We start from the raw sequence: 21944 nt of genomic DNA, 5'->3' as shown, positions 1-21944 counted from the left end.
GGAGAGATCTTCGGCCCCGCACGAGGGCAGACAGGAGACGCGACCTCGGGGGAGACTCGGGAGGCCGACAGCCGCGGTGGCCACGGGAGAAGGGAGCGGACCGATGAGTACGGCGGACGCCCCGCCTCCAGACCTCGATCCCGACGACCCCGACCCACACGGTCCCGCCGCCCCCGCCGCCGACCACGCCGCCGCCCCCACCGAACCTGCGCCGGACGACGCCGCCCCCGAGAAGCCCGACGGGGACGACCTCGCCGCGGAGGACTCGGTCACGGAAGAGGACTCGATCGCGGAGATCATCGACCCCGGACTCCAGCCGGGGGGACTTCTCGACGTCCTCGGCGTCGCCGCCGTCGTCCTCGACGCCGACGGCCGTATCGCCCTGTGGAGCCCCCAGGCCGAGACCCTCTTCGGATACACCGCGGCCGAGGCGCTCGGCCGCCCCGCCGCCCGCATCCTCGTCGACGAGGAGCACCTCGACCTCGTCCTCTCCCTGTTCTCCCAGGTCATGGCCAGCGGCGAGTCCTGGGCCGGGGTGTTCCCCGTACGCCACAAGGAAGAGGGCAGCCGCCTCGCCGAGTTCCGGAACATGCGCCTGGAGGACAAGCGCGGCAACGTCTACGCCCTCGGGCTCGCCTCCGAACGCGCCACGCTCCAGCGCATGGAACGCGACCTCGCGCTCTCCCTGCGCCTGGTCAGCCAGTCCCCGATCGGCCTCGCCGTCATGGACACCGACCTGCGGTACGTCATGGTCAACCCCGCCCTGGAACGCATCAACGGCATCCCCGCCGCCGAGCACCTCGGGCGCACGGTCGGCGAGGTGCTGCCGCTGCTCAACCTCGAGGCCGTCGACACCGTCGAGTCCGCGATGCGCGAGGTGCTCGCCACCGGCGTCCCCTCCCTCGACACGTTCACCGTCGGCCGCACCCCCGCCGACCCGGAGAACGACCACGCCTGGAGCGTGTCCCTGCACCGCCTGGAGGACCCCGGGCAGGAGCGGGTCATCGGCCTCGCCGTGTCCGTCGTCGACATCACCGAGCAGCACCGCGCCGCCACCGCCGCCGCCCGCGCCCAGCGCCGCCTCGCGATGATCGCCGACGCCACCGAACGCATCGGCACCACCCTCGACCTCGACCGCACCGCCCGCGAACTCGCCGACGCCCTCGTGCCCGAGTTCGCCGACATCGCCGCCGTCGACCTCCTCGACAGCGTCCTCAAGTTCGGCGGCCCCGTCCGCCAGCCCGCCGCCGGAGGCGCCCTGTTCCGCGCGGTCGCCGTCGCCGCGGCCCACCCCGACTTCGCCGAGCGCGCCTCCGACGCCGACGGCCGCACCACCCGGTACGAGTCCAGCCGCCTCGTCGCCCAGTGCGTCCGCTCCGGCCGCCCCACCCTCATCGCCCACGTACGACGGCAGGACCTCGCCCGGATCGGCCGCGACCGGGACGTGTCCGCGCTGCTCGAAGAGGCGGGCGTGCACTCGTACATGGCGATCCCGCTGCGCGCCCGCGGCGCCGTGCTCGGCGCGCTCACCCTCGCCAGGACCCGCAACCCGCTGCCCTTCGACCACGACGACCTGCTGCTCGCCGGGGAACTCGCCGCCCGCGCCGCCGTCGCCATCGACAACGCCCGCGGCTACCAGCAGCAGAGCCACGCCGCGCTCTCCCTGCAACGGCACCTGCTGCCGCACCGCCCGGCCAAACCCCCGGGCCTCGACATCGCGTACCGCTACCAGCCCGCCACCACCGCCGGCGAGGTCGGCGGCGACTGGTTCGACGTGATCCGGCTCGCCGGGGAACGCTCCGCGCTCGTCGTCGGCGACGTCATGGGCAGCGGCATCAACGCCGCCGCGTCCATGGGCCAACTCCGCACCGCCACCCGCACGTTGGCCGGCCTCGGCCTCGCCCCCGCCGACGTCCTCAGCCACCTCGACCGGATCGCCACCGAACTCGACGAGACCCTCGCCACCTGCGTGTACGTCGAGTACGACCCGCACACCGGGCGGTGCCGCATCGCCACCGCCGGACACCTCCCGCCCGTCCTGTGCTGCCCCGACAAGCGCCCGCAACTGCTCTCGCTGCCCACCGGGGCGCCCCTCGGCGTCGGCGGCGTGCCGTTCGAGGCGGCCGAGTTCACCCTCTCCGAGGGCGACGAACTGCTGCTCTACACCGACGGGTTGGTGGAGACCCGCGACGAGGACATCGGCACCCGCCTCGGCGCCCTGATGGACGTGCTCGACCAGCCGCGCCGCTCCCTCGAGGAGACCTGCGACCTGCTCCTGACCCAGCTGCGCCGGCACGGCGACCCCGACGACGTCGCCGTCCTCATCGCCCGCACCCACCCCCTGCCCCCGGCCGACGGCAGCTGACCCGCCCCGCCCCGGCACCGCCCGGCCCGGCGCACTGCCCGGTCCGGCACCGCCCCGGGGTGTGCCGGCCCCGGGGCGGCGGTCCAGAGGCGCGCGTCACCGTCGGAGCAGACCGCAGCCGCCGGACCGCACGCCCCGGCTCAGCGCGGCCGGGCCCCGCCGCGGGCCAGCGGACCGGCGCCGAGGTCCGCGTACCGGGACGGGGCGCTCGCCCGGCGGCGCGGCACCCGACGGCGGTCGGGCAGCGGGGGAGCGACGGCCGGTACCTGCCGGATCGCCGCGAGCAGCCGCTCCAGGGCCACCGTCCCCAGGGGGTTGCCCAGCGCCTCCGCGTCCCCGAGCGCCCGCCGGGCCCGCCGCCAGGCCCGCGCCTGCCGCCCGCCCAGGTGGTCCACGAACGCCAGCGCGTACCCGGTCATGCAGCGCGCCCACCGGTCGTTCCGGGTGCGCGGCAACGCCACCGCGTACCGCACCGAGCGGCGGGCCGCGGCGATCGACGTGTACGCCTGGTTGCAGGCGAGGACGGCCCAACTGTGCGCCACCGACGGCCCGTAGAACACATCCTCCGGAATCAGCTGCACCGCCTCCTCCAGGCAGGCCACCGCCAGCTCCCGGTCACCAGCGAACGCCGCGAGCACCCCGGACGCGTCCGCGACGTGCCCGAGCGTGGCGTCGTCCCCGACGAGCACCGCCACCTCGCCCGCCTCCCGCAACGCCTCCGCCGCGTCGTCCGCGCCGCAGCGCACCGCGATCCACCCCGCCAGCCACAGCGCCCGCGCCCGCAGCAGCGACGGCTCGGGGAACAGCGGCAGCAACCGCTGCAGATACGACCGGCCCTGCCCCGTGTGCCCGCACACCCCCCACCAGAACCACAGCGCCACCACCGCGTACAGCGCGGTCTCCGCCTGCGCCACGCTCCGCGGCTGCCGGACCAGCGCGGCCCGCAGATTCGCCTCCTCGGCGCGTACGAGGGACACCGCCTGCTGCTGCATCCCCACCTGCCACAGCCGCTGCGCGGACTCCGCGGCGTCCCGGCACCACAGCAGATGCCGCTCGACCGCCTCCGGCGCCTCGCCTGCGTCCCGCAGCCGCTCGAAGCCGAACTCCCGCGCGGCCCGCGCCATCCGGTACCGTCCGAGCCGTACGCCGCCGGGGTCGCGGACCGGCTCCAGGACCGAGGCGAGCGTGAGCCGGGCCAGGGAGGCCGGGATGTCGCGGGCCCGCAACTGCCCGCCCGCGCCCACGCGTACGGCGGTCTCCTCGTCGAAGTCGCCGCCCAGGACGCTGAGGCGGGCCCATGTGATCCGGTCGGCGCGCTCGCACAGCGTGTAGCTCGCGCCGAGCGCGGCGTGCAGCGACCGGTGCCGCCAGGGGCCGCCCTCCGCCCCGGTGAGCCGGCACTGCGCGGACTCCACCTGCGTCGCCACCTCGGCGAGCGAGCGCCGCCCCACCTGTTCGGCGGCCAGCCGCAGCGCGAGCGGCACGCCCTGCACCCGCGCGCAGATGTCGACGACGGCCCGCGCCGCCGCACCCGTACCGGTCAGGTCCGCCGCGTGCGCGGGCACCCGGGACAGGAACATGCGGGCGGCAGGGCTGGGCGAACCGTCCCCGGCCGGTACGAGCGACAGCGGGCCGAGCCGCACCACCTGCTCGTCGCCCAGGCCGAGCGGCTGCCGGCCGGACGTGAGGACCCGCAGCTCGGGCAGCGTCTGCAGGAGCCGCTGCACCAGCGGGACGCAGCCGGCGCGCACCGGGTCGACGTCGTCGAGGAACAGCAGCCGCGGCCGCCCCGACAACGCGCCCGCCACCTCCTCGAACCCGGCGGTCACCGGCAGGCCGAGCGCCACGGCAAGTCCGGTGAGGGCGTCCGGGCCGTCGGCCGGGCCCTGCGTCCACCAGCGGGCGCGGGTCACCTCCGTGCCCTGCCGCTCCGCCGCCGCGCGGGCGAGCCGGCTCTTGCCGATCCCGGCCGCCCCGGTCACGGTCACCAGGCGGTGCCGGGCCAGCAGGACGTCGAGGTACGCCAACTCCTCGTCCCTGCCGATCAGTTCGCCGGGTGCGCCCGTACCCGGCCGGTGCTGCCTGTGGCTCCGGCCGTGCCGAACGGTCGAGCCACGCAGGCGGTCAAACACTGTTGCTGCTCCTGATCACATCCGTGCGCCGGCGCGAGACGGCGTGCGTCTCCCGGGCCGAATCCGGCTGCAGGAGCGTTCCTGCAGTGAGCCGACCACTGAGGGAACTAGTTCGGACGCCGTGGGGTAGCGACCCCGAACGCCCCATCACTCACGGAGACCACAAGGGGAACCCGTGTGCGACAACGCGCGGTTCCCCGGCGGCCGTTGCGCGGGTGTATCGGCGCCCCTTGCGGCGGGGCGGGCGCACGGCGACGTTGATCGTTCTGGCGCAATCACCGCCCGGAAATGAATGCGTGTGGGTGATTTCTTCCGCGCGTAAAGAAGATTGGCGTTCATATGGCTTTGTTTCGGTGACGCTGTGACTTCGCCGTTCTCCGTCGCGTGTGCCCGCGACTCGATACGTGAGAGGTCGACCCATTCGTGCGGAGCAGTAACCGTCAGTACCTCGTGTCGGTGGACCACCTGCGGGCCTATGCAGCCGTGCTCGTGCTCCTTTATCACGGCACCTACATGATGCTCACCGAGATCGACCGGGAACACGAGGGCTGGCTCTACGCGGACAATCCCCTCGGCGCCCTCGTCGCGGAAGGGCACACCGGAGTCGCCCTTTTCATGGTGCTCTCCGGATTCATCTTCACGATCGGCACCCTCGGCAAGGACATCCATTACGGACGGTTCCTCGGAAACCGGGTGCTGCGCATCTTCCCGCTGTATCTGGTCCTCGTCATCATGGGGACGGGCGCCTACCGAGGAGACGCGGATCTGCTCGGCCTCGTCCAGTCGCTGATCGGCCTCGGCAATCTGCCCGGCTCGCTGGACCTCGGCAATGTCTCGCACATGTGGTGGGCGATCGCCGTGGAATTGCAGTTCTATCTGCTGTTCCCGCTGTTCAGCAGGCTGCTCACGCGGCGCGGTCCGACCGCGCTCGTGCAGCTGATGGCCGCGATCGCCGTGATCCGCGCCCTCGTCTGGCTCTCCGGCGGCGGCAAGATCGCCGCGAACAACCTGCTCTACTACAGCCTCGCCGGGCGCATCGACCAGTTCCTTCTCGGCATGCTCGCCGCCTGGCTCTTCGTGCATCACCGCGACCGGTTCCAGAGCCCGTTCAAGGTGGCGGTCGCCTCGACGCTGGCACTGGTCACGGTCTGGGCGTTCAACCGCAGCCACGCCTATCAGGAGGGCCGCACGGTCCGGCTCATCTGGATCGACGTCGAGGGATTCGTGTGGGCGCTGCTCGTCCTCACGTACGTCGCCACCGTGATGTCGACGGGAATCGTGTCGCGGGCGATCGCGAAAGTCGGCGAGATGAGTTTCTCGATCTATCTGCTGCACTTTCTCGTCATCACGGTCTTTCTCGCACGCAACCGCTGGATCGAGCCGACCGGAAATCCCGTGTGGGACGCGTTCTTCACCACGGTCTGCGGAGTTCTGCCGGTGACCCTGGCCATCGCGGTGGTGACGTTCCACGGCATCGAACGCCCCTTCCTGCGCTGGCGCCGCCCGTATCTCGGCACCGACCAGCCGAGGATCGCGGCGCAGGCCGACGGCACCCGGCCCGTCGCCGTCCCCGACCCCGTGCCGCAGGAGCCCGCGCTCCGGCCGCAGCCGACGGGCCCGGCGGTCGAGGCGGTCGAGGCGGCGGACCGGCGGACAGCCTGAGGAGCGCCGCGATACGGGCCGCCACCGGCGCCGAGAACCCGGCCGCGACCAGGGCCGTCATTCGAATGGGCCAGCTCGGCGCGGCGTTCGGCGTGGGGGCTTGCTCATGATGTGGGAAGGGGACCGCACCGACGAAGGGCTCCCATGAACACACTTGCCGTCAATTTCACCCAGGGTCTCGACGACGCCTGGTCCAAGATCGCGACGTTCGTGCCGAAGCTCCTCGGCTTCATCGTCATCCTGGCGATCGGTTGGTTCGTCTCCAAGCTGATCGTCAAGGTGCTCGACCGGGTGCTGCGGAAGGTCGGCTCCGAGCGGCTCGCCGAGAAGTCCGGCGCGGCACGCATGCTCGAAGGCTCGAAGTTCGACCTCACGGGCCTCGTCTGCAAGATCGTCTACTACGCCCTGATGCTGATCACGCTGCAGCTGGCGCTCGGCGTCTTCGGGCCGAACCCGGTCAGCGCGATGATCAACGGCATTGTCGCCTGGCTGCCGCGCGCGATCGTCGCCGTGGTGCTGGTCGTGGTCGCGATGGCCATCGCCAACGCGGTCCGCTCGATCGTCGCGAGCGCACTGTCCCGAGCCTCGTACGGCGAGACCGTCGCGAAGATCGTCTGGGCGGGCATCGTGTTCCTCGGCGTCATCGCCGCTCTCGGGCAGGCGGGCATCGCCACCACGGTGAGCCAGCCGATCCTGTACGCGCTGCTCGCGGCCGTGGCCGGCATCCTCATCGTGGGCGTCGGCGGGGGCATGATCGCGCCGATGCGGCAGCGTTGGGAGCGGTGGCTGGACAGCGCCGAGCAGGAGTCGGCCCGTGCCCGGGGCGGGGTCTCGGACTACCAGGCCGGCCGTGAGGACGCCATGACGCACCAGCCCGTGCAGGAGCGGGAGCAGCGGCGGCCCGGCCCGGAGATGTAGCCCTCCGCGCAGCACAGTTCGACCCTGTCCGCCCGTGTAACGGTTCCGTGCCACGGGCGGACAGGGTCGACGGCGTTTCGGGGTGCCTTCGGTGGGGGCTCAGTCCCGGACTTCGGGGAGCAGGTCGTGGGCGTGCACGAGCCAGGTTATGGCGGTCAGCCGGCACACCGCGTAGTCATGGCCGACGGGCTCGCGCCAGTCGATCTCGGCGAGCGCGTCCAGGAATCCGAGGGCGTAGTCGGCGAGCCGCTCCGGGTCGGGCGGCGTCGGCTCCAGGCCGGGGCCGTCGGCGGAGAGGCGGGCGCGTACGTCGGCGACATGCTGATCGACCGAGGCGACGAACGCGGGCTCGAATGCGAACTCCGCGAACCGCTGTCGGTACGTACTGCTGATCTCGGCCAACGAAAACACCTGTCAACGGTAGGCCGAGCGCGCAGGGGCACATACCCAAATCGGGCATGAAGTGCGTCACGGTGCCCCCGCGCGCCCTCGGCCCCGCCCTGCCGGGCGGCTGCTGCTTACGGCCGTACCGCCACCGCGTCCACCTCGAACAGCATCCCGGGCAGCGCGAGGGAGGCGACGCCGCTGAGGGTCTGGGCGGGCAGGCGGTCGCCGAACCGGGCGTGCAGGGCCTTGCCGAGGACCTGCAGCTTGTCGAGGTCGTGGTCGACGATGAACGTGCCGAGCCGCACCACGTGCTCGTACCCGAGGCCGACGCCCCGGAGGGCGGAGAGCAGGTGGTCGAGGGCCAGCTCGACCTGTTCGGCGAAGGAACCGGCGACGACCGCGCCGGTGGCGTCGGACGCGTACTGCCCGCCGATGAAGACGGGCTCTCCGGGGGCGGAGACGGCGTGGCTGTACCCGAAGGGGGTCGGGTCGTGGAGCGTGGGCGGGTTGGTGATCGTGCGCTGATCGGTGGTCATGCCGAGCACAACGTGCGGGACGGCGTGTGCATTCCGGGTTACGGGGCGGAAGACCGTCCAACTCCCGGTGGGGTAAGGGGAGTTGGTGATTCCGGTGAGGCGAGGGCTGGCCGGGGCGCGGCTACCCCCGAGGCGGCGTGAACAGTGCGGGGGACGCGGAGGCCTCCGCCGTCGGGCGGTCCGTCGGCGTGGGGGAGGGCTGTTCCTGGACGGCGATCTCGGGGCGTTCGGCCTGCGGGGGCGGGGTGTTGGGGAGCAGGGACAGCAGGGCGAGCGCCGCCGCGAGCACGGTCACCGCGCCGAGCACGCGCGCCGCGCGGCGGATCCGGCCCCGGCCGTCGAGGTCGCGCCAGGCCGCCGAGTCCCGCACCGCACGCGGCAACCACAACTCACCGACCGCGTCCGCGCCGACGCGGTCCGGGCCGGCCGGGTCCGCCCCGAGCCTGTCCGGGCGTGCCGGGTCCGCCCCGAGGCCGTCCGGACGACGTGCCGGGCCCGCCCCCGTGCCGAACAGGTCGACCGTGCGCTCGCGGGCGGACGGCTCGCGCGGGGCCGTGCGGCGTATCGCGTCCTCGTCGTCCCGCAGGAACCGGTCCCACACCTCGTCCGGCACGCCCTGCGGCCACTCCTCGTCCCGGTGCATGTCAGCTCCGCCCGTCCGCTGGGTCGAGTCGTACGAAGGGGATGCGGCGGCCCGCCGCGCGGTACGCCTCGGCGCCGCCGTCCACGTCGAAGCCCATGAAGCCGCACAGCCGGCGGGCGGTGCGCGGGTGCCGGCTCGCGTACCCGGCCATCAGCTCGGCGCCCTCGTCCTCGGTGAGGAAGTGCGCGGTGACCGCGCGGCGGCGGTTGCCGGTCTGCACGGTGGTCGTCGGGTGGGCGCGCAGGTTCCGGTACCAGGCCGCGCCGGGGCCGAAGCCGGAGGCGACGGTCAGGCTGCCGCGCTCGCGGTCGTACGCGACGACCTCCAGGACCACCCGCCGGTCGAGCCCCGTCGTGCGGCCCACGTGGTGGAGGAGCAGCAGCCGCCTCCCGAGGAGCGGGCCGAGGCCGACGCGGTAGAGGCCGATCGGCAGACGGGCCAGGAACCGGCGTGCGCCGCGCGGGAGTTGCGGCCGGTGCGGCGCGGCCGTACGACCGCTCGTGCCGTCGTCTCCGCGGCCTTCGTGCTCTCCGGGTGCCATCGCGTTCACCTCCGCCCTCCCCGTGGGCTTCCCCTGCGTCCCCTGATGGCTGTATGCCCCGAACAGGCCCCGCCCCGGACTCGATCGGATAACGAGCACGCGGCGCCCTCAAGGTGTCCACGCAATCTTTGCATAGTCTAAACGCGAGGGAGGCGGCCCGCACGGGCGGCCGTACCGCATGCGCGGGCCGTGCGCCCGCGCGCCGCGACGAGTCCGGGGGTGCCATGACCACAGCGGAACACCGGGACGCCCGCGCCGTGCTGACCTGGCTGCCGGCGGTGGTGATGACGGTCGTCACCGTCGTCGACCTGACGGCCGGACCCGGCGTCGGGTTCCTGCCGCTCGTCTCGCTCGGCCCCGCCTTCTCCGGGCTGATCGGCACCTGGCGGCGCACCGCGGTCACCGGCGCCGTCGCGCTGCTGCTGTGCCTCGGACTCGGCGCGTACGACGGGCTGTTCGACACCCGGCGCGGCTACACCGCCCTCGCCTCGGTCGCCGGGGTCACCGCCGCGGGCGTCACGGCGGCCGTGATGCGCGGGCGCCGCGAGGCCGAACTCGCCGGGGTCCGCGACGTCGCCGAGGTCGCCCAGCGCGTCCTGCTGCGCCCGGTGCCGCGCAGCGCGGGGCCGATCCGGGTCGCCGTCTCGTACACGTCGGCCGCCGCCGAGGCGCGGATCGGCGGCGACCTGTACGAGGTCGTGGCCTCGCCGTACGGGGTGCGGGTGATCGTCGGCGACGTGCAGGGCAAGGGGCTCGCCGCCGTGGAGACCGCGGCGCTCGTGCTCGGCTCGTTCCGGGAGGCCGCGCACGAGGAGCCCGACCTGGTGGCGCTCGCCGCACGCCTGGAGCGCAGCGTGGCACGGGAGTTGCACGGCGAGAAGTTCGTGACGGCCGTGCTCGCCGAGATCCACGCCGACGAGGAGCGGGTCGTCCTCGTCGACTGCGGCCACCCGCCGCCCCTCCTGGTCCGCGGCGACGGCGCCGTCGAGTTCCCCGCCCCGCCCGCGTACGCACTGCCACTCGGCCTCGGCGTGCACGGCGGCGAACCCCCGGAGCCGTACGAGGTGCGCTTCGCGCCCGGCGAGCAACTGCTGCTCTACACCGACGGCGTGACCGAGGCGCGGGACGCGGCCGGGTGCTTCTACCCGCTTCAGGAGCGGGCCGACCTCCTCAAGGACCCCGACGCGCAGGCGGCCCTGGAGGCGCTGCGCGAGGACGTCGTCCGGCACGCGGGCGGCCCGTCCCACGACGACGCGGCGATGCTGCTGCTCCGCTACCAGCGGGGGTGAGGCCGCCGGTGGAGGCGCGGGCGGCGCCGGGTGCGTGGTGTCGGGGGCGCGGGGGCGCGGGGTACAAAGAGGTATGGCTGAGCGAAGCGGTGCGGGCGAGGGTGCGGTCGACGTGGACGAGGTCACGCGGGCCGTGCTGACCGCGTCCCGCGTCCTGGTCGCCGTGTCGGCGCGGTCCCTGGCCGCCGTCGAGGACCGGGTGACGCTGCCGCAGTTCCGGATGCTGATGGTGCTGTCCAGCCGTGGTGCGACCAAACTCGTCGGCCTGGCCGAGCTGTTGGGGGTCGCGCCGTCGACCGCGATGCGCATGGTCGACCGGCTGATCGCCGCCGGGCTGGCGGACCGCCGTGTCAACCCCGACAACCGCCGCGAGACGCTGCTGCAGCTCACCGACGAGGGCCGCCGCACGGTCGCCGACGTCACCGCGCGGCGGCGGCAGGAGATCGCCGACATCGTCGAACGCCTCACCCCGGAACGGCGCGCGGACCTCGTCGCCGCGCTCACCGCGTTCAGCGAGGCGAGCGGCGAGCCCCCGGCCCCGGCGGCGGACGAGGCGCCGGGGCTGCACCCGCTGGGGTGGGCGCAGTAGGCCTCGTCCGGTACCGACCCACCGATCCGACCGCACACGGAAAGGCCCCCGCCATGACCGAACTCGACTCGCCCGTCCCGCGGTTCCACCTGGCCATGCCCGTCGACGACCTGGCCGCCGCCCGGCACTTCTACGGGGAGGTCCTCGGCCTCGACGAGGGCCGCAGCGCGGACACCTGGGTCGACTGGAACCTGCACGGCCACCAGTTCGTCACCCACCTCGCCCCCGCCCGCCCGCAGCGCGTGCACAATCCGGTCGACGGCCACGACGTGCCCGTACCCCACTTCGGCCTGATCCTGGCCGTGCCCGACTTCCACAAGCTCGCCCAGCGCCTGCGGGACGCGGGCACGGAGTTCGTGATCGAGCCGTACGTCCGGTTCGAGGGGCAGCCCGGCGAGCAGTGGACGATGTTCCTCCTCGACCCGGCGGGCAACGCCCTGGAGTTCAAGGCGTTCGCGGACGACGGGCAGGTGTTCGCCGTGTGAGGCACGGCGCGCCACAGTGGGGCGGGCAGGTGTTCGCCGTGTGAGACACGGCGCGCGGGCGGGGGTGCTGATCAGTCGAGCAGCGCCCCCGCCCGCGTCAGCACCGACTCCATCCGCTCCCAGGCCGCCAAGTCCCGTTCCACCGGCTCCAGTTCGCACCCCCGGCCCAGGCCCCAGGCCGAGGCGACCTCGACGGGGTCCGTGCCGTCGGCCGCCGCTCGGGCGAGGGCGGCGGCGCCGAGGGCGGCGAGTTCGGTGGCCTCGGGGAGGACGAGCGGGCGGCCGGAGAGGCGGCGGACCGTCTCCGTCCAGGTACGGCCCCGGGCGCCGCCGCCGACGAGGCGCAGCGGGGTCGTGGGGGAGAGGCCGCAGGTCGCGGTGAGGGCGTCGAGGGCGCGCAGGACGGTGAAGACGGCGCCCTCGTAGGCCGCGCCGAGGAGTTGCCCGGGGCGTGTGGCGTGCCGCAGTCCGGTCATCAGGCCCGTGGCGTGCGGGAGGTCGGGGGTGCGCTCCCCGTCCAGGTACGGCAGCAGCACCAGGTCGCCGCCCGGCTCCGCCGACTCCCGGTCGAGGCCCAGGAGTTCGGCCACCTTGTCGACGGCGAGCGTGCAGTTCAAGGTGCAGCCCAACGGCAGGTGGCAGCCGTCGGTCGAGGCGAAACCGGCGAGGGCTCGCCTGGCCGTGAAGTCCGTGAAGTCCGCAGGGCCTGCGGGGGCAGCGAGGTCCGCGAAGTCCGGGGCGGCGGGCCCGGGTTCCGGCACCCCGGGCCGCGTGCGGGTCGCCGCGAACACCGTGCCGGACGTGCCGAGGCTCACCACCGGGTGGCCGAGCAGACCCGCCCCGCCGAGGCCGAGCCCGACCGCCGCGGCCATGTTGTCGCCCGTGCCCACCGCGACCGGCACGCCCTCCGGCAGCCCCAGATGCGCGGCCGCGGCCCGGGTGAGCCGACCCGCGGGAGTGCCGCCGCCGGGCGCGACCGGGGACAGCAACTCCTCGCTCATTCCGGTGAGTTCGAGCAGGACCGGGTCGTACGCGGAGTCCGCCGTGTTCCACCACAGGGTGCCGGACGCGTCGCCCGGGTCGGTGACGGCGGTGCCGCACAGCCGCTCGGTGAGGAAGTCGTGCGGCAACCGCACCCCGGCCGCCGCCTCGGCGACTCGCGGCTCGTGCTCGCGCAGCCACTGCCACTTCGTGGCCGTCATCGACGCCACCGGCAGCGAACCGGCCCGCGACAGCCACTCCTTCTCGCCCAGCCGCTCGGTCAGGGCGCGGGCCTGCGGCGCGGAGCCGGTGTCGTTCCACAGCAACGCGTCGTGCAGCGGCCGCCCCGCGGCGTCGAGGACGACGAGGCCGTGCTGCTGCCCGGCCACCGCGACGCCGACGACGTCCCGCGCGGCCACGCCCGCGCCGCGCAGCCCGTCCGCGACCGCGTCGGCGAGCGCCCGCCACCACACCTCGGGGTCGGTGCGGCGCGCCCCGTCCGTGCCGGTCACGGTGTGCGGGGCGCGGCCGACGGCGAGCAGCGCGCCGCTCTCCGCGCAGGTGACGGCGGCCTTGGTGGACTGCGTCGAGCTGTCCACGCCGATGACCACGGGACCGGGACGGTGCGTCGCGTCGTACGCCATGTCGTACCTCACTGTGAGCGGGATCGGGTGCCGGGAACTGTTGACGGGAGGGGCTGCCGAGGTATTAGTAAGTATAGAAAACAAATTAGTACGCGAGGAAGGGCCGACCATGACGGACCGCTTCACCCCGACCCCCGACGACAAGTTCACCTTCGGTCTGTGGACCGTGGGCTGGCAGGGCGTCGACCCGTTCGGCACGGCCACGCGGCCCGCGCTCGACCCGGTCGAGTCGGTCGAGCGGCTCGCGGAGCTCGGCGCGTACGGCGTGACGTTCCACGACGACGACCTGATCCCGTTCGGCTCGACCGACGCCCAGCGCGAGGCGGTCGTGAAGCGTTTCCGCGCCGCCCTGGAGGCGACCGGCATGAAGGTGCCGATGGCCACCACGAACCTGTTCACGCACCCCGTCTTCAAGGACGGCGCGTTCACGGCCAACGACCGGGACGTGCGCCGGTACGCGCTCCGCAAGACCCTCCGCAACATCGACCTCGCCGTGGAGCTCGGCGCCACCACCTACGTCGCCTGGGGCGGCCGCGAGGGCGCCGAGTCGGGCGCCGCGAAGGACGTCCGCGTGGCACTCGACCGGATGAAGGAGGCCTTCGACCTGCTCGGCGCGTACGTCACCGACCAGGGCTACGACCTGCGCTTCGCCATCGAGCCCAAGCCGAACGAGCCCCGCGGCGACATCCTGCTGCCCACCATCGGGCACGCCCTCGCCTTCATCGAGCGCCTCGAACGCCCCGAACTGGTCGGCGTCAACCCGGAGGTGGGCCACGAGCAGATGGCCGGCCTCAACTTCCCGCACGGCATCGCCCAGGCCCTGTGGGCGGGCAAGCTCTTCCACCTCGACCTCAACGGCCAGTCCGGCATCAAGTACGACCAGGACTTCCGCTTCGGCGCGGGCGATCTGCGGCAGGCGTTCTGGCTCGTCGACCTCCTGGAGGACGCCGGGTACGCGGGGCCGCGGCACTTCGACTTCAAGCCGGTCCGCACGGACGGCTTCGACGGCGTGTGGGAGTCCGCGAAGAACTGCATGCGGAACTACCTGATCCTCAAGGAGCGCGCCGCCGCCTTCCGCGCCGACCCGGCCGTGCAGCAGGCCCTGCGCGACTCCCGCCTCCACGAACTCGCCGAGCCCACGGCCGCCGACGGCCTGTCCGGCCTGCTCGCCGACCGGAGCGCGTACGAGACCTTCGACGTCACCGCGGCCGCCGAGCGTTCCATGGCCTTCGAACGCCTCGACCAGCTGGCCCTGGAGCACTTGCTGGGCGTGGCGTAGGGCCCCGCTTCCCTTGCGGCGTACGGCGGTTCGGGCCTCGGTTCGTTTCCGTGTACGGCGGTTCGGGCCTCGGTTCGTTCCCGTGTACGGCGGTTCGGGCCTTGGCTCGGTCCCGTGTACGGCCGTTCAGGCGCCGGCTCGGTCCGCGTACGTCAAGGGGTCGGCCAGGACGTCCCGGGCGACGAGGGCCGCCGAGCCGCGGGCTGCGTCGCCTGCGGAGGACGAGGCGCGGAGCCGACCGCTGTCCGCCGACCACAGGCCGGACACCACGCGCCGCTCCAGGCGTTCGGTGATGGGCGGGGCGAGCCAGCGCATCAGCGGGCGGTAGGTGCCGCCGAGGACGATCGCGTCCGGGTCGAAGAGGTTGGCCGCGCCGGACAGGACCAGGCCGAGGGTGCGGCCCGCGCCCTCGATCGCGGCGACGGCGGCCTCGTCCCCGGCCAGGGCGCGGCGTTCGAGCTCGGCGACACCCGGCTGCCCCGCGTCCTCGGCGAGGCCGGCCGCGCGCAGCAGGGCCGCCTGGCCCGCGTACTGCTCCAGGCAGCCGCGCGCGCCGCAGCGGCACTCCGGACCGTCCTCGTCGACGACGACGTGCCCGATCTCGCCCGCGAACCCGTGGGCGCCGCGCAGCAGCCGGCCGTCCACGACGAGCGCGCCGCCGATGCCGATCTCGCCGGTGAGGTGGAGGAAGCTGCGCAGGGGACGGCCGGCCGCGTCGGTGAGGCCGCCGAACCACAGCTCGGCGAGGGCGGCGGCGTCGGCCTCGTTGCCGGAGGTGACGGTCAGGGGGCGGGCGTGGTCGGCCGTCGTCCCCTGGGCCGCGGGTCGTCGGGCGCCGGAACGTCGGGCGCCGGACAGGGCGCGGGCGAGGAGCGTCTCGGCGGGGACCTCGTTCCAGCCCAGGTTGGGGGCCTGCCGGACCGTGCCGTCGGAGACCAGTCCGGGCAGGGCCAGATGCACGCCGGCCGGGTGCAACTCCCGTGCGGACGCGGACTCCAGGGCCTGCGCCGTGATCCGCGCCGCCCGGTCGAGCACCTCGGCGGGCGGCGCGCCCCGGTTGTCGACGTGCTCGGTGAGCCGCACGCGGTCGGCGCCGGACAGGTCGACGACGCAGACCGTCACGTAGTCGACGTTGATCTCCACGCCGACCCCGGCCCAGCCCGTGCGCGCGACCTTCAGGACCGTGCCGGGGCGGCCGGCCTGACCGCTGAACGTCTTGCCGGACTCGGTCAGGAAGCCGCTGTCCAGGAGCTGTTCGACCAGCGAGGACACGGCCGCCCGGGTCAGGCCCGAGCGGGCGGCGACGGCGGCGCGGGTCGTCTCGCCCTCGTCGTGCACGGCCCGCAGCACCAGGCTCAGGTTGTGCCGCCGCACGGCAGCCTTGTCGGCCTTGGGCTCCAGGGGCGCGAGGTGGTTGCTCATCGTGCCGTCGAGCCTAGCGGGCGGTCGGGGCAGGTCAGGCGGGGTGGGGCGGAACGGGCGGCGCGCCGGGTCACGGGCCGCCGTCGGCCAGATTGCGGGCCCAGGCGGTGAGCAGGGAGGCGAGGCGTTCCGTCGCCGCGCCCGGCAGGTCCGCGACCCTGCGCGCCTTGACGTCCTGGACGGTCGCTTCGGCCCGGTCGAGCAGCGCCCGCCCCTCGTCGGTGAGCGTGACGGGCAGCGCCCGGCCGGACGTGGCCCGCGCGGCCACCCTCACGAGGCCGGCCGCCTCGCTCCCGGCGAGCACACCGCGCAACGCCTGCCGGGTGACGAACGTACGCCGGGCCGGCTCGGCCGCCGCTGTGCCGGGGGCAGCGGCGAGGGCGCGTGGCAGCGCGTACTGCGACATGGACAGGCCGTGGGCGCGCAGCCGTTCCTCGCAGGTGCGGCGGAAGGCCTGGTGGAGTCGCCCGGCCAAGGGGCCGATCCGGCGGCCGAGTTCGCGCCGTCCCACCTGATCGACGTGTTCCGTCGCCCGCGAGCGGCAGCAGGAGCTCGTCGACCTGCTCGTGCACGCCCCCTGTGCCGCCGGAGTCGTGCACGGGGCGGGCGGCGGCCCTGCACCACGACCGACCGCCGCCGGGCAGGCGCGCCGGCGCCTCAGGAGGTGAGCCAGCGGTGCAGTGCCTCGTGCACGCTGTGCGGCAGCGCGCTGAGCTGGTCGATGGCCTCGCGGTCGCCGGGCAGCGGTGCGATGCCGGCGGCCGTGAGCGCGGCGTTGAGCTCGATGCGGCGCAGGTCGCGCGGGTCGAGCAAGGCGGCGGGGGAGGCCATGACCGGAACGGTGGCGGCGTCGGGGTCCGTGGGCGTGGAGGCCGGGGCGGGCTCGCCGGACGGGCGGTCCGGGCGCTGCGCCGGGTTCGGCGGCGGGAGCAGGAAGTCGTCCTCGGGCCAGGTGCGGAACGTCGAGTCGGCTACGTGCGGGGCAGTCATCGTCTGCACAACGCTCTCCTTCGCTACGGGGCGTCGTCACCGGGGCTGCGGCGACGACACCGCTTGAGAGGCGCGGGCGGGCGGCGGCGGTTGCAGGTCCGCCCGGCAATCACACGGTGGATGCAATCGGGCGTTAATCGCACTCGGCCGCCGCGTCGCTCGCCCCGGGTGCCGCACCGGCCCCGGGCGCCGCAGCACCCTCCCGCTCCCCGACCAGCGCCGCCTCGACCGGGCATGCGCAACTCCCGTCCACGGCCCCCGCGTTCGCGAGCGCGGCGAGCGCCGTACGCATCCTGGTGAGGTCGGCGATGCGCCCGTCCAGGTCGTCCAGCTTGGCGTCGACGACCGTACGCAGCCGCTCGGCCGGCACCGCACCGTCCCGCCCGTCCCGCGCGAGCGCCAGGAACGCCGCCACGTCGGCCATCCCGAACCCCAACTCCTGCGCCCGCTGCACGAACCGGACCCGGCGCACGTCCGCCTCCGTGTACCGCCGGTACCCGGAACGCGGGTCGCGCGCGGGCGACAGGAAGCCGCGCCGCTCGTAGTAGCGCAGGGTGCTCGGCGGTACGTCGGCGGCGCGCGCGGCCTCGGCGGAATTCACGGGCTGACCGTCTCCTGGGTGCGGGAGGGACAAGGGCTCGTACGTGTACGCCCGCGCCTCGGCCGTGTCAACCGCCGCAACTGCCGTGCCTGCGCGGCCAGGAAGCCCAGCTCGACGGCGAGGAACACGCCGAGCAGCGGGGTCGCGCCGGCGGCCAGGGCGGCCGTCATCAGCAGCGCGAACGCGCCCCGGCCCACGGTGTCCGCGACCCCCGTCACCACGTCGGCCCGTACGAGCCGCACCACCGCCCACAGCGTGACCAGCACGCCGAAGAACGTGACGAACAGGAGGTGCTCGGGGCCGAACGCGGCGGGCGGGCCGCCGGGAAGGCCGAGGGCGGTGTGCGCGGCGCGGACGCCGTCGAGGGTGAGGGCGGCGGTCCAGGGAGTGGTGAAGGGGAGGGCCACGGCGAGGTCGTAGCGCGCGCCGATGCGTACGGCGTCGCGGGCGGGACGGGCGGTGCCGGATGTCGTCGTCATGCGGTCACCGTGCACCCTGCACCGCGGTGCGGGGTCAAGTCCCGTGCCGGGCCGGGCGATTACACCCGGCGCGCCCGAACCCGCAAGACGGAGGAGGGGTGTTTACGTGTTCGGCACGGAACGGATATGCCGCGGTTACCCCAGGAGCCGCGCGGCGTGGCAGGGTTCGTGGGCCGATGCTTCGTCAACTCCCATCCGGGGGACGAGTGTTGGTGAACCGTTTCATCGTTGCCGACTCGGGAGAGGACACCCCCCACGACATGTCCGCTCATTCCGCACGCCGCCGCTGGCGCCGCCCGCTGCTCGTCGCAGCCGCCGCGGCCTCCATAGCCGTACCCTCCGTGGCGTTCGCCACCGACAGCGGCCCCGCCGACTCCGGCGCCCGCAGCACCGTCGACGCCCTGGACGACACGTACTACCAGGACGCGATCGGCAAGACCGGCCCCGAGCTCAAGGCCGCGCTGCACACGATCATCAGCGACCAGACGAAGCTCTCGTACGACCAGGTCTGGGACGCCCTCAAGAAGACCGACGAGGACCCGGCCGACACGTCCAACGTGATCCTGCTCTACACCGGCCGCTCCCAGGGCAAGGACACCAACGGCGGCGACCCCGACCAGTGGAACCGCGAGCACGTCTGGGCCAAGTCCCACGGCGACTTCGGCACGTCCACGGGCCCCGGCACCGACGTCCACCACCTGCGCCCCACCGATGTGTCGGTCAACAGCACGCGCGGCAACAAGGACTTCGACAACGGCGGCTCGGAGGTCGGCGAGGCGCCGGGCAACTTCACCGACGACGACTCGTTCGAGCCGCGCGACGCCGTCAAGGGCGACGTGGCCCGCATGATCCTCTACATGGCCGTGCGCTACGACGGCGAGGACGGCTTCGCCGACCTGGAGCCCAACGACGAGGTCAACAACGGCTCCGCGCCCGCGATCGGCCGCCTCTCGGTCCTGAAGCACTGGCACGACGAGGACCCGCCGGACGACTTCGAGAAGCGCCGCAACCAGATCATCTTCGACGAGATCCAGCACAACCGGAACCCGTTCATCGACCACCCGGAGTGGGTCGCGGAGATCTGGAAGTAACGTTCCCCCACCGCGCACCGCATCCGCGAGTACGCCCGCTCACTCCACTCAAGGGCCCGAACAGCACACCGAGTTCGGGCCCTTCGGCTTTCCGGGGCGAGAAGGCAAGGGCTACTTGTGCAAGGTCGGCTCGGCGAGGGCGAGTTGGGTGTCCGTGGAGCAGCTGCCGGCCTCGACCGCGATCAGGGTGACGCGCAAGGCCTTGCTGACGTCGATCTCCATGGCATGTGTCCGGCCGAGCTTCAGGACCTGCGTGGCCTTCTGCTCCTCGTCGACCTCGACGGTGAGGCGCACCGGATAGTTCGGCGAGGTGTCGGTGATGCCCGCGGTGAAGCGGAGGGTCTTCCATTCACGGTTGAGCGGGTACTCCGTGACGACGCTCCCGGAGCAGACCTGGGTGATCAACGCGTCGTTGTACGACTTGGTGTTGAGGGTCACGGCCGACTGTGTGAAGCCGTCGTCGCTGGTCTCGATCGGTTCCAACTGGCTCAGGGAGAGGGTGTCCTGGTCGCTGGATCCAGGTCCGCCACCCCCGGGCCCACCGCTCTCGCCCCCGTCCGGGCCGCTGGGCGTGTTCGGCGGGAGGATGCTGCCGGACGGGTCGGCCGTGGGCTCGTCCGGGCCCGGTGAGGCGGACGAGGGCGGCGCGGTCCGGCCAGTGCGTGCGTCGTCCCGCGGCTGGTCCGCGTCGCCGGTGAGGGTGACGGCGGTGTACGTGCCGATGCCTGCGACCAGGGCCACGGCGATCAGCAGGGCGGCGACGAGAAGTCCACGGCGGAACCGGGACCGTGGCTGTGGCCCGTCGGGCGGAGTCGGCTGCGAGGTGACGAGGTGTGCGGGCGGCGCAGGGGTGGGCGGAGTGGCCGGTTGCGTAGGCGCGGAGTGGACGCCCGGGACGGCCGACGTCGACGCCGCGTCCGGTTGCGTGGCGGGGTGATCGGGGCCGTCCGACGGCGCTGATGAGCCGGAGGGGGCTGATCCGCCGGTGCCGGGAGGTTCCGTGGGCACCGGCGGAACCGAGGGGGGCTGGATCGGCGGCGGTGGGGCGGCCGCCGTGACCGGACGGGCGGGCCTGCTGGTCGTGGAGAGTACGGCGGTACGCAGGAGGCGGGCCCAGGCGGAGAGGGAGCTGGGCCGCTCGTCGGGGTCGGTCGCGAACACGGCGAGGATGTCGGCTGCGTGGTCCGGCTCAAGGCCGGCGAGCAGGGGCAGATCGAGGAACTGCTGTCGTAACTGCTCGGGCGTGCCGGCCGGGAGCGTCCCGCTGAGCAGGAAATAGGTGACCGCCCCGAACGCGTACCGGTCGGTGGCGGTAGTGCGGTGGCCCTCGTGCACCTCCGGAGCCGCGAAGCCGGGGGTGTGCCACACCTCGGTGGTCCGGTGCGTGGCGGTCAGCTTGCTCAAGCCGAAGTCGACCAGCGTGGCCTGCCCGTTGGTGTCGATCATCACGTTGCCGGGGGAGATGTCGCCGTGGACCACGACCCGGCCCGACGGGGTGGCCCGGCCGGAGTGCAGCCAGTCCAGCACGTCGGCCAGCTGCTCCACGTACTGCATGGCTTCGCGGCGCTCGGCGGCGGACTCGAGGGTGCGGTCCGTGCGCCAGTCCCGGATGTCGAGGCCCTCCACGTGGTTCATGACGAGGCACAGGGCCCGTCCGGGAGGGTCGCCCGCACGCCCGGCGAGGTGGGCGGGCAGCCCCTCGAAGTGTTCCCGGACCCCGACCACACCCAGGCGGCGAACGAACCGCAGCAGTTCGGCCTGCTCGCTCCAGCGTCCGCTGACCCGCTCGAACTCGTCCGGTGTGAGGGTTCTCTGCGTGTCCATCACCTTGACGACGACCGGCTCGGGTTCCCCGTCGAGTTCGATCTCCGCAAGGTAGAGAACGGCCTCGCCACCCCGGCCGATGGACTTGCGCAGCCGGTAACGGTCGGGTGCGGATGCGGGGCCGATGTACAGATGGGTGTCCACGTGCTCCCCCGAAGTCGGTGCCTGCCGGACACCGGAGAGCTTGACCGGCACCGGTGCCGGTCACAGCTTGCCGTGCCTTGTGAAACCGGGTCAACTGAGCTCAGAGACAGGGGTGTTGAGGGAGTGGCAACTGGCCTTCTCCCCAGGCGTAGTCGACGCGGACTTGGGCTGCCGACCGATCAGCACACCTACCAGTCCCGCCAGTCACGCCGGAGCGTGTTCCTGGCGAACTGGCACTCGTAGCGCCGCCCGGTCCCGGCGGCCTGCTCGGCATCGAACCGCCCCTACGCCGCCCCCGGCGCCCGCCGCATCGCCCACAGCACCGGCCCGCCGCCCGGGAGTCGGGCCTCGCCGAGGGTCTCGAAGCCGAAGTGTTCGTAGAACGGGAGGTTGTCCGGCTTCGAGGACTCCAGGTAGACCGGGAGGCCCGCCGCGTCGGCCTGGGTGAGGCCGGAGCGGAGGAGGGCGGAGCCGTGGCCCTGGCCGCGGGCGGCCGGGTCGGCGCCGACGACCGCGAGGTACCAGTGCGGCTCCTTCGGCGAGTGCTCCGCCGCGGCCTCGACGGCGGCGCGGAAGACCGGGGCGCGGTCGCCGAGGATCTCCGTCAGCTCCCGGACCGTGTCCGCGTCCGGCACGGCCTTGTCGGCGCCCTCCGGGGTCACCCAGAACGCGGCCGCGGCGTCCGTGCGCTCGCACACGCCGTGCAGCCCGTACTGGCGGGTGAAGAGGGTGTGGAAGTAGCGGCGCAGGCCCGTCTCGCGGGTGGTGTCCTCGGGGAAGAACCAGCGCATCATCGGGTCGTCGTCGAAGGCCAGGGCGAGGGTGCGGCTGATCGCTTCGGCGTCTTCCGGGGTCGCCTTGGTCGTGGCGTTGTCTTTCGGCATATCGCTCATTCTGCACACCTGTTGATCTTCGTCCGCGGCGGGTCCCGTCGCCCGGTCG

21 protein-coding genes are annotated in these 21944 nt (G+C 73.6%); 8 read left to right on the top strand and 13 right to left on the bottom strand.

The annotated features are described in order from the left end of the window. The first annotated feature begins 103 nt into the window (after positions 1-103). Entirely contained in the window at positions 104-2365 is a 2262-nt protein-coding gene (locus ACIDOF_RS21495; RefSeq protein ID WP_409007604.1) for a SpoIIE family protein phosphatase, read from the top strand. Positions 2366-2505: 140 nt separating this feature from the next. Here the strand turns inward: ACIDOF_RS21495 and ACIDOF_RS21490 are convergent, their stop codons facing one another. After that, on the bottom strand, positions 2506-4497 hold the full coding sequence (locus ACIDOF_RS21490; RefSeq protein ID WP_409007603.1) for an ATP-binding protein: 1992 nt from the start codon (positions 4495-4497) through the stop codon (positions 2506-2508). A 423-nt stretch (positions 4498-4920) separates the two neighbouring features. On the opposite strand from ACIDOF_RS21490, the gene ACIDOF_RS21485 reads away from it, so the two are divergent. Then, entirely contained in the window at positions 4921-6159 is a 1239-nt protein-coding gene (locus tag ACIDOF_RS21485) for an acyltransferase family protein (RefSeq protein ID WP_409007602.1), read from the top strand. A gap of 144 nt (positions 6160-6303) precedes the next feature. Next, positions 6304-7077, top strand: a complete 774-nt coding sequence (locus ACIDOF_RS21480) for a mechanosensitive ion channel family protein (RefSeq protein ID WP_409007601.1) — start codon at positions 6304-6306, stop codon at positions 7075-7077. 99 nt (positions 7078-7176) lie between these two features. Here the strand turns inward: ACIDOF_RS21480 and ACIDOF_RS21475 are convergent, their stop codons facing one another. From ACIDOF_RS21475 to ACIDOF_RS21460, 4 genes are all read right to left on the bottom strand, one after another. Next, positions 7177-7488, bottom strand: a complete 312-nt coding sequence (locus tag ACIDOF_RS21475; protein WP_409007600.1) for a DUF6401 family natural product biosynthesis protein — start codon at positions 7486-7488, stop codon at positions 7177-7179. Between the two features lie 107 nt (positions 7489-7595). After that, positions 7596-8000, bottom strand: a complete 405-nt coding sequence (locus ACIDOF_RS21470) for a RidA family protein (RefSeq protein WP_409007599.1) — start codon at positions 7998-8000, stop codon at positions 7596-7598. Positions 8001-8121: 121 nt separating this feature from the next. Next, entirely contained in the window at positions 8122-8643 is a 522-nt protein-coding gene (locus ACIDOF_RS21465) for a hypothetical protein (protein ID WP_409007598.1), read from the bottom strand. Between the two features lies 1 nt (position 8644). Beyond that, the gene (locus tag ACIDOF_RS21460) at positions 8645-9184 is read right to left on the bottom strand and encodes a nitroreductase family deazaflavin-dependent oxidoreductase (RefSeq protein ID WP_409007597.1); all 540 of its coding nucleotides are present in this window, start codon (positions 9182-9184) and stop codon (positions 8645-8647) included. Between the two features lie 224 nt (positions 9185-9408). On the opposite strand from ACIDOF_RS21460, the gene ACIDOF_RS21455 reads away from it, so the two are divergent. The 3 genes from ACIDOF_RS21455 (at position 9409) to ACIDOF_RS21445 (ending at position 11547) form a co-directional block, all read left to right on the top strand. After that, positions 9409-10473 carry a PP2C family protein-serine/threonine phosphatase gene (locus ACIDOF_RS21455; RefSeq protein WP_409007596.1) on the top strand — a complete coding sequence of 355 codons (1065 nt, stop codon included), beginning with the start codon at positions 9409-9411 and terminating at the stop codon, positions 10471-10473. Between the two features lie 73 nt (positions 10474-10546). Further along, positions 10547-11062 (top strand): MarR family winged helix-turn-helix transcriptional regulator, encoded by a 516-nt coding sequence (locus ACIDOF_RS21450; protein WP_409007595.1) that lies wholly within the window; start codon positions 10547-10549, stop codon positions 11060-11062. Positions 11063-11115: 53 nt separating this feature from the next. Beyond that, positions 11116-11547, top strand: coding sequence for a VOC family protein (locus ACIDOF_RS21445; RefSeq protein WP_409007594.1), 432 nt, complete (start codon positions 11116-11118; stop codon positions 11545-11547). Between the two features lie 71 nt (positions 11548-11618). On the opposite strand, the gene ACIDOF_RS21440 is transcribed toward ACIDOF_RS21445, so the two are convergent. Further along, on the bottom strand, positions 11619-13172 hold the full coding sequence (locus ACIDOF_RS21440; protein WP_409007593.1) for an FGGY family carbohydrate kinase: 1554 nt from the start codon (positions 13170-13172) through the stop codon (positions 11619-11621). Between the two features lie 109 nt (positions 13173-13281). On the opposite strand from ACIDOF_RS21440, the gene xylA reads away from it, so the two are divergent. Beyond that, on the top strand, positions 13282-14451 hold the full coding sequence (gene xylA, locus ACIDOF_RS21435; protein ID WP_409007702.1) for a xylose isomerase: 1170 nt from the start codon (positions 13282-13284) through the stop codon (positions 14449-14451). A gap of 126 nt (positions 14452-14577) precedes the next feature. Here the strand turns inward: xylA and ACIDOF_RS21430 are convergent, their stop codons facing one another. The 5 genes from ACIDOF_RS21430 to ACIDOF_RS21410 all read right to left on the bottom strand — a co-directional run bounded on the left by ACIDOF_RS21430 (position 14578) and on the right by ACIDOF_RS21410 (position 17943). Continuing rightward, the gene (locus ACIDOF_RS21430; RefSeq protein ID WP_409007592.1) at positions 14578-15873 is read right to left on the bottom strand and encodes an ROK family protein; all 1296 of its coding nucleotides are present in this window, start codon (positions 15871-15873) and stop codon (positions 14578-14580) included. A 70-nt stretch (positions 15874-15943) separates the two neighbouring features. Continuing rightward, a complete protein-coding gene (locus ACIDOF_RS21425) occupies positions 15944-16348 on the bottom strand; it encodes a MarR family winged helix-turn-helix transcriptional regulator (protein WP_409007591.1) in 405 nt (134 codons plus the stop codon). A gap of 182 nt (positions 16349-16530) precedes the next feature. Further along, a complete protein-coding gene (locus ACIDOF_RS21420) occupies positions 16531-16863 on the bottom strand; it encodes a hypothetical protein (RefSeq protein WP_409007701.1) in 333 nt (110 codons plus the stop codon). Between the two features lie 133 nt (positions 16864-16996). Next, complete coding sequence (locus ACIDOF_RS21415) at positions 16997-17464, bottom strand: MerR family transcriptional regulator (RefSeq protein ID WP_409007590.1); 468 nt, start codon at positions 17462-17464, stop codon at positions 16997-16999. Further along, positions 17461-17943, bottom strand: coding sequence for a hypothetical protein (locus tag ACIDOF_RS21410; protein WP_409007589.1), 483 nt, complete (start codon positions 17941-17943; stop codon positions 17461-17463). Before ACIDOF_RS21410 ends, ACIDOF_RS21415 begins: the two co-directional genes overlap by 4 nt. Before the next feature lie 260 nt (positions 17944-18203). On the opposite strand from ACIDOF_RS21410, the gene ACIDOF_RS21405 reads away from it, so the two are divergent. Continuing rightward, entirely contained in the window at positions 18204-19034 is an 831-nt protein-coding gene (locus ACIDOF_RS21405; protein WP_409007588.1) for an endonuclease I family protein, read from the top strand. A 111-nt stretch (positions 19035-19145) separates the two neighbouring features. On the opposite strand, the gene ACIDOF_RS21400 is transcribed toward ACIDOF_RS21405, so the two are convergent. Together ACIDOF_RS21400 and ACIDOF_RS21395 are read right to left on the bottom strand one after the other, a co-directional pair. Then, the gene (locus ACIDOF_RS21400) at positions 19146-21002 is read right to left on the bottom strand and encodes a serine/threonine protein kinase (protein ID WP_409007587.1); all 1857 of its coding nucleotides are present in this window, start codon (positions 21000-21002) and stop codon (positions 19146-19148) included. A 284-nt stretch (positions 21003-21286) separates the two neighbouring features. Then, positions 21287-21895 (bottom strand): GNAT family N-acetyltransferase, encoded by a 609-nt coding sequence (locus ACIDOF_RS21395; RefSeq protein ID WP_409007586.1) that lies wholly within the window; start codon positions 21893-21895, stop codon positions 21287-21289. Positions 21896-21944 lie beyond the last annotated feature (49 nt).

Source organism: Streptomyces sp. Da 82-17, from assembly GCF_046098215.1.
Taxonomy (GTDB): domain Bacteria; phylum Actinomycetota; class Actinomycetes; order Streptomycetales; family Streptomycetaceae; genus Streptomyces.
The sequence above is the reverse complement of the archived record's forward strand: the minus strand, read 5'-3'. Positions and strand labels throughout refer to the sequence as shown.

Coding starts and splice junctions, on each gene's coding strand:
- ACIDOF_RS21495 (WP_409007604.1), top strand. CDS start 104: ATGAGTACGGCGGACGCCCCGCCTCCAGACCTCGATCCCGACGACCCC.
- ACIDOF_RS21480 (WP_409007601.1), top strand. CDS start 6,304: ATGAACACACTTGCCGTCAATTTCACCCAGGGTCTCGACGACGCCTGG.
- ACIDOF_RS21470 (WP_409007599.1), bottom strand. CDS start 8,000: ATGACCACCGATCAGCGCACGATCACCAACCCGCCCACGCTCCACGAC.
- ACIDOF_RS21465 (WP_409007598.1), bottom strand. CDS start 8,643: ATGCACCGGGACGAGGAGTGGCCGCAGGGCGTGCCGGACGAGGTGTGG.
- ACIDOF_RS21460 (WP_409007597.1), bottom strand. CDS start 9,184: ATGGCACCCGGAGAGCACGAAGGCCGCGGAGACGACGGCACGAGCGGT.
- ACIDOF_RS21455 (WP_409007596.1), top strand. CDS start 9,409: ATGACCACAGCGGAACACCGGGACGCCCGCGCCGTGCTGACCTGGCTG.
- ACIDOF_RS21450 (WP_409007595.1), top strand. CDS start 10,547: ATGGCTGAGCGAAGCGGTGCGGGCGAGGGTGCGGTCGACGTGGACGAG.
- ACIDOF_RS21445 (WP_409007594.1), top strand. CDS start 11,116: ATGACCGAACTCGACTCGCCCGTCCCGCGGTTCCACCTGGCCATGCCC.
- ACIDOF_RS21440 (WP_409007593.1), bottom strand. CDS start 13,172: ATGGCGTACGACGCGACGCACCGTCCCGGTCCCGTGGTCATCGGCGTG.
- xylA (WP_409007702.1), top strand. CDS start 13,282: ATGACGGACCGCTTCACCCCGACCCCCGACGACAAGTTCACCTTCGGT.
- ACIDOF_RS21430 (WP_409007592.1), bottom strand. CDS start 15,873: ATGAGCAACCACCTCGCGCCCCTGGAGCCCAAGGCCGACAAGGCTGCC.
- ACIDOF_RS21420 (WP_409007701.1), bottom strand. CDS start 16,863: ATGACTGCCCCGCACGTAGCCGACTCGACGTTCCGCACCTGGCCCGAG.
- ACIDOF_RS21410 (WP_409007589.1), bottom strand. CDS start 17,943: ATGACGACGACATCCGGCACCGCCCGTCCCGCCCGCGACGCCGTACGC.
- ACIDOF_RS21405 (WP_409007588.1), top strand. CDS start 18,204: ATGTCCGCTCATTCCGCACGCCGCCGCTGGCGCCGCCCGCTGCTCGTC.
- ACIDOF_RS21395 (WP_409007586.1), bottom strand. CDS start 21,895: ATGAGCGATATGCCGAAAGACAACGCCACGACCAAGGCGACCCCGGAA.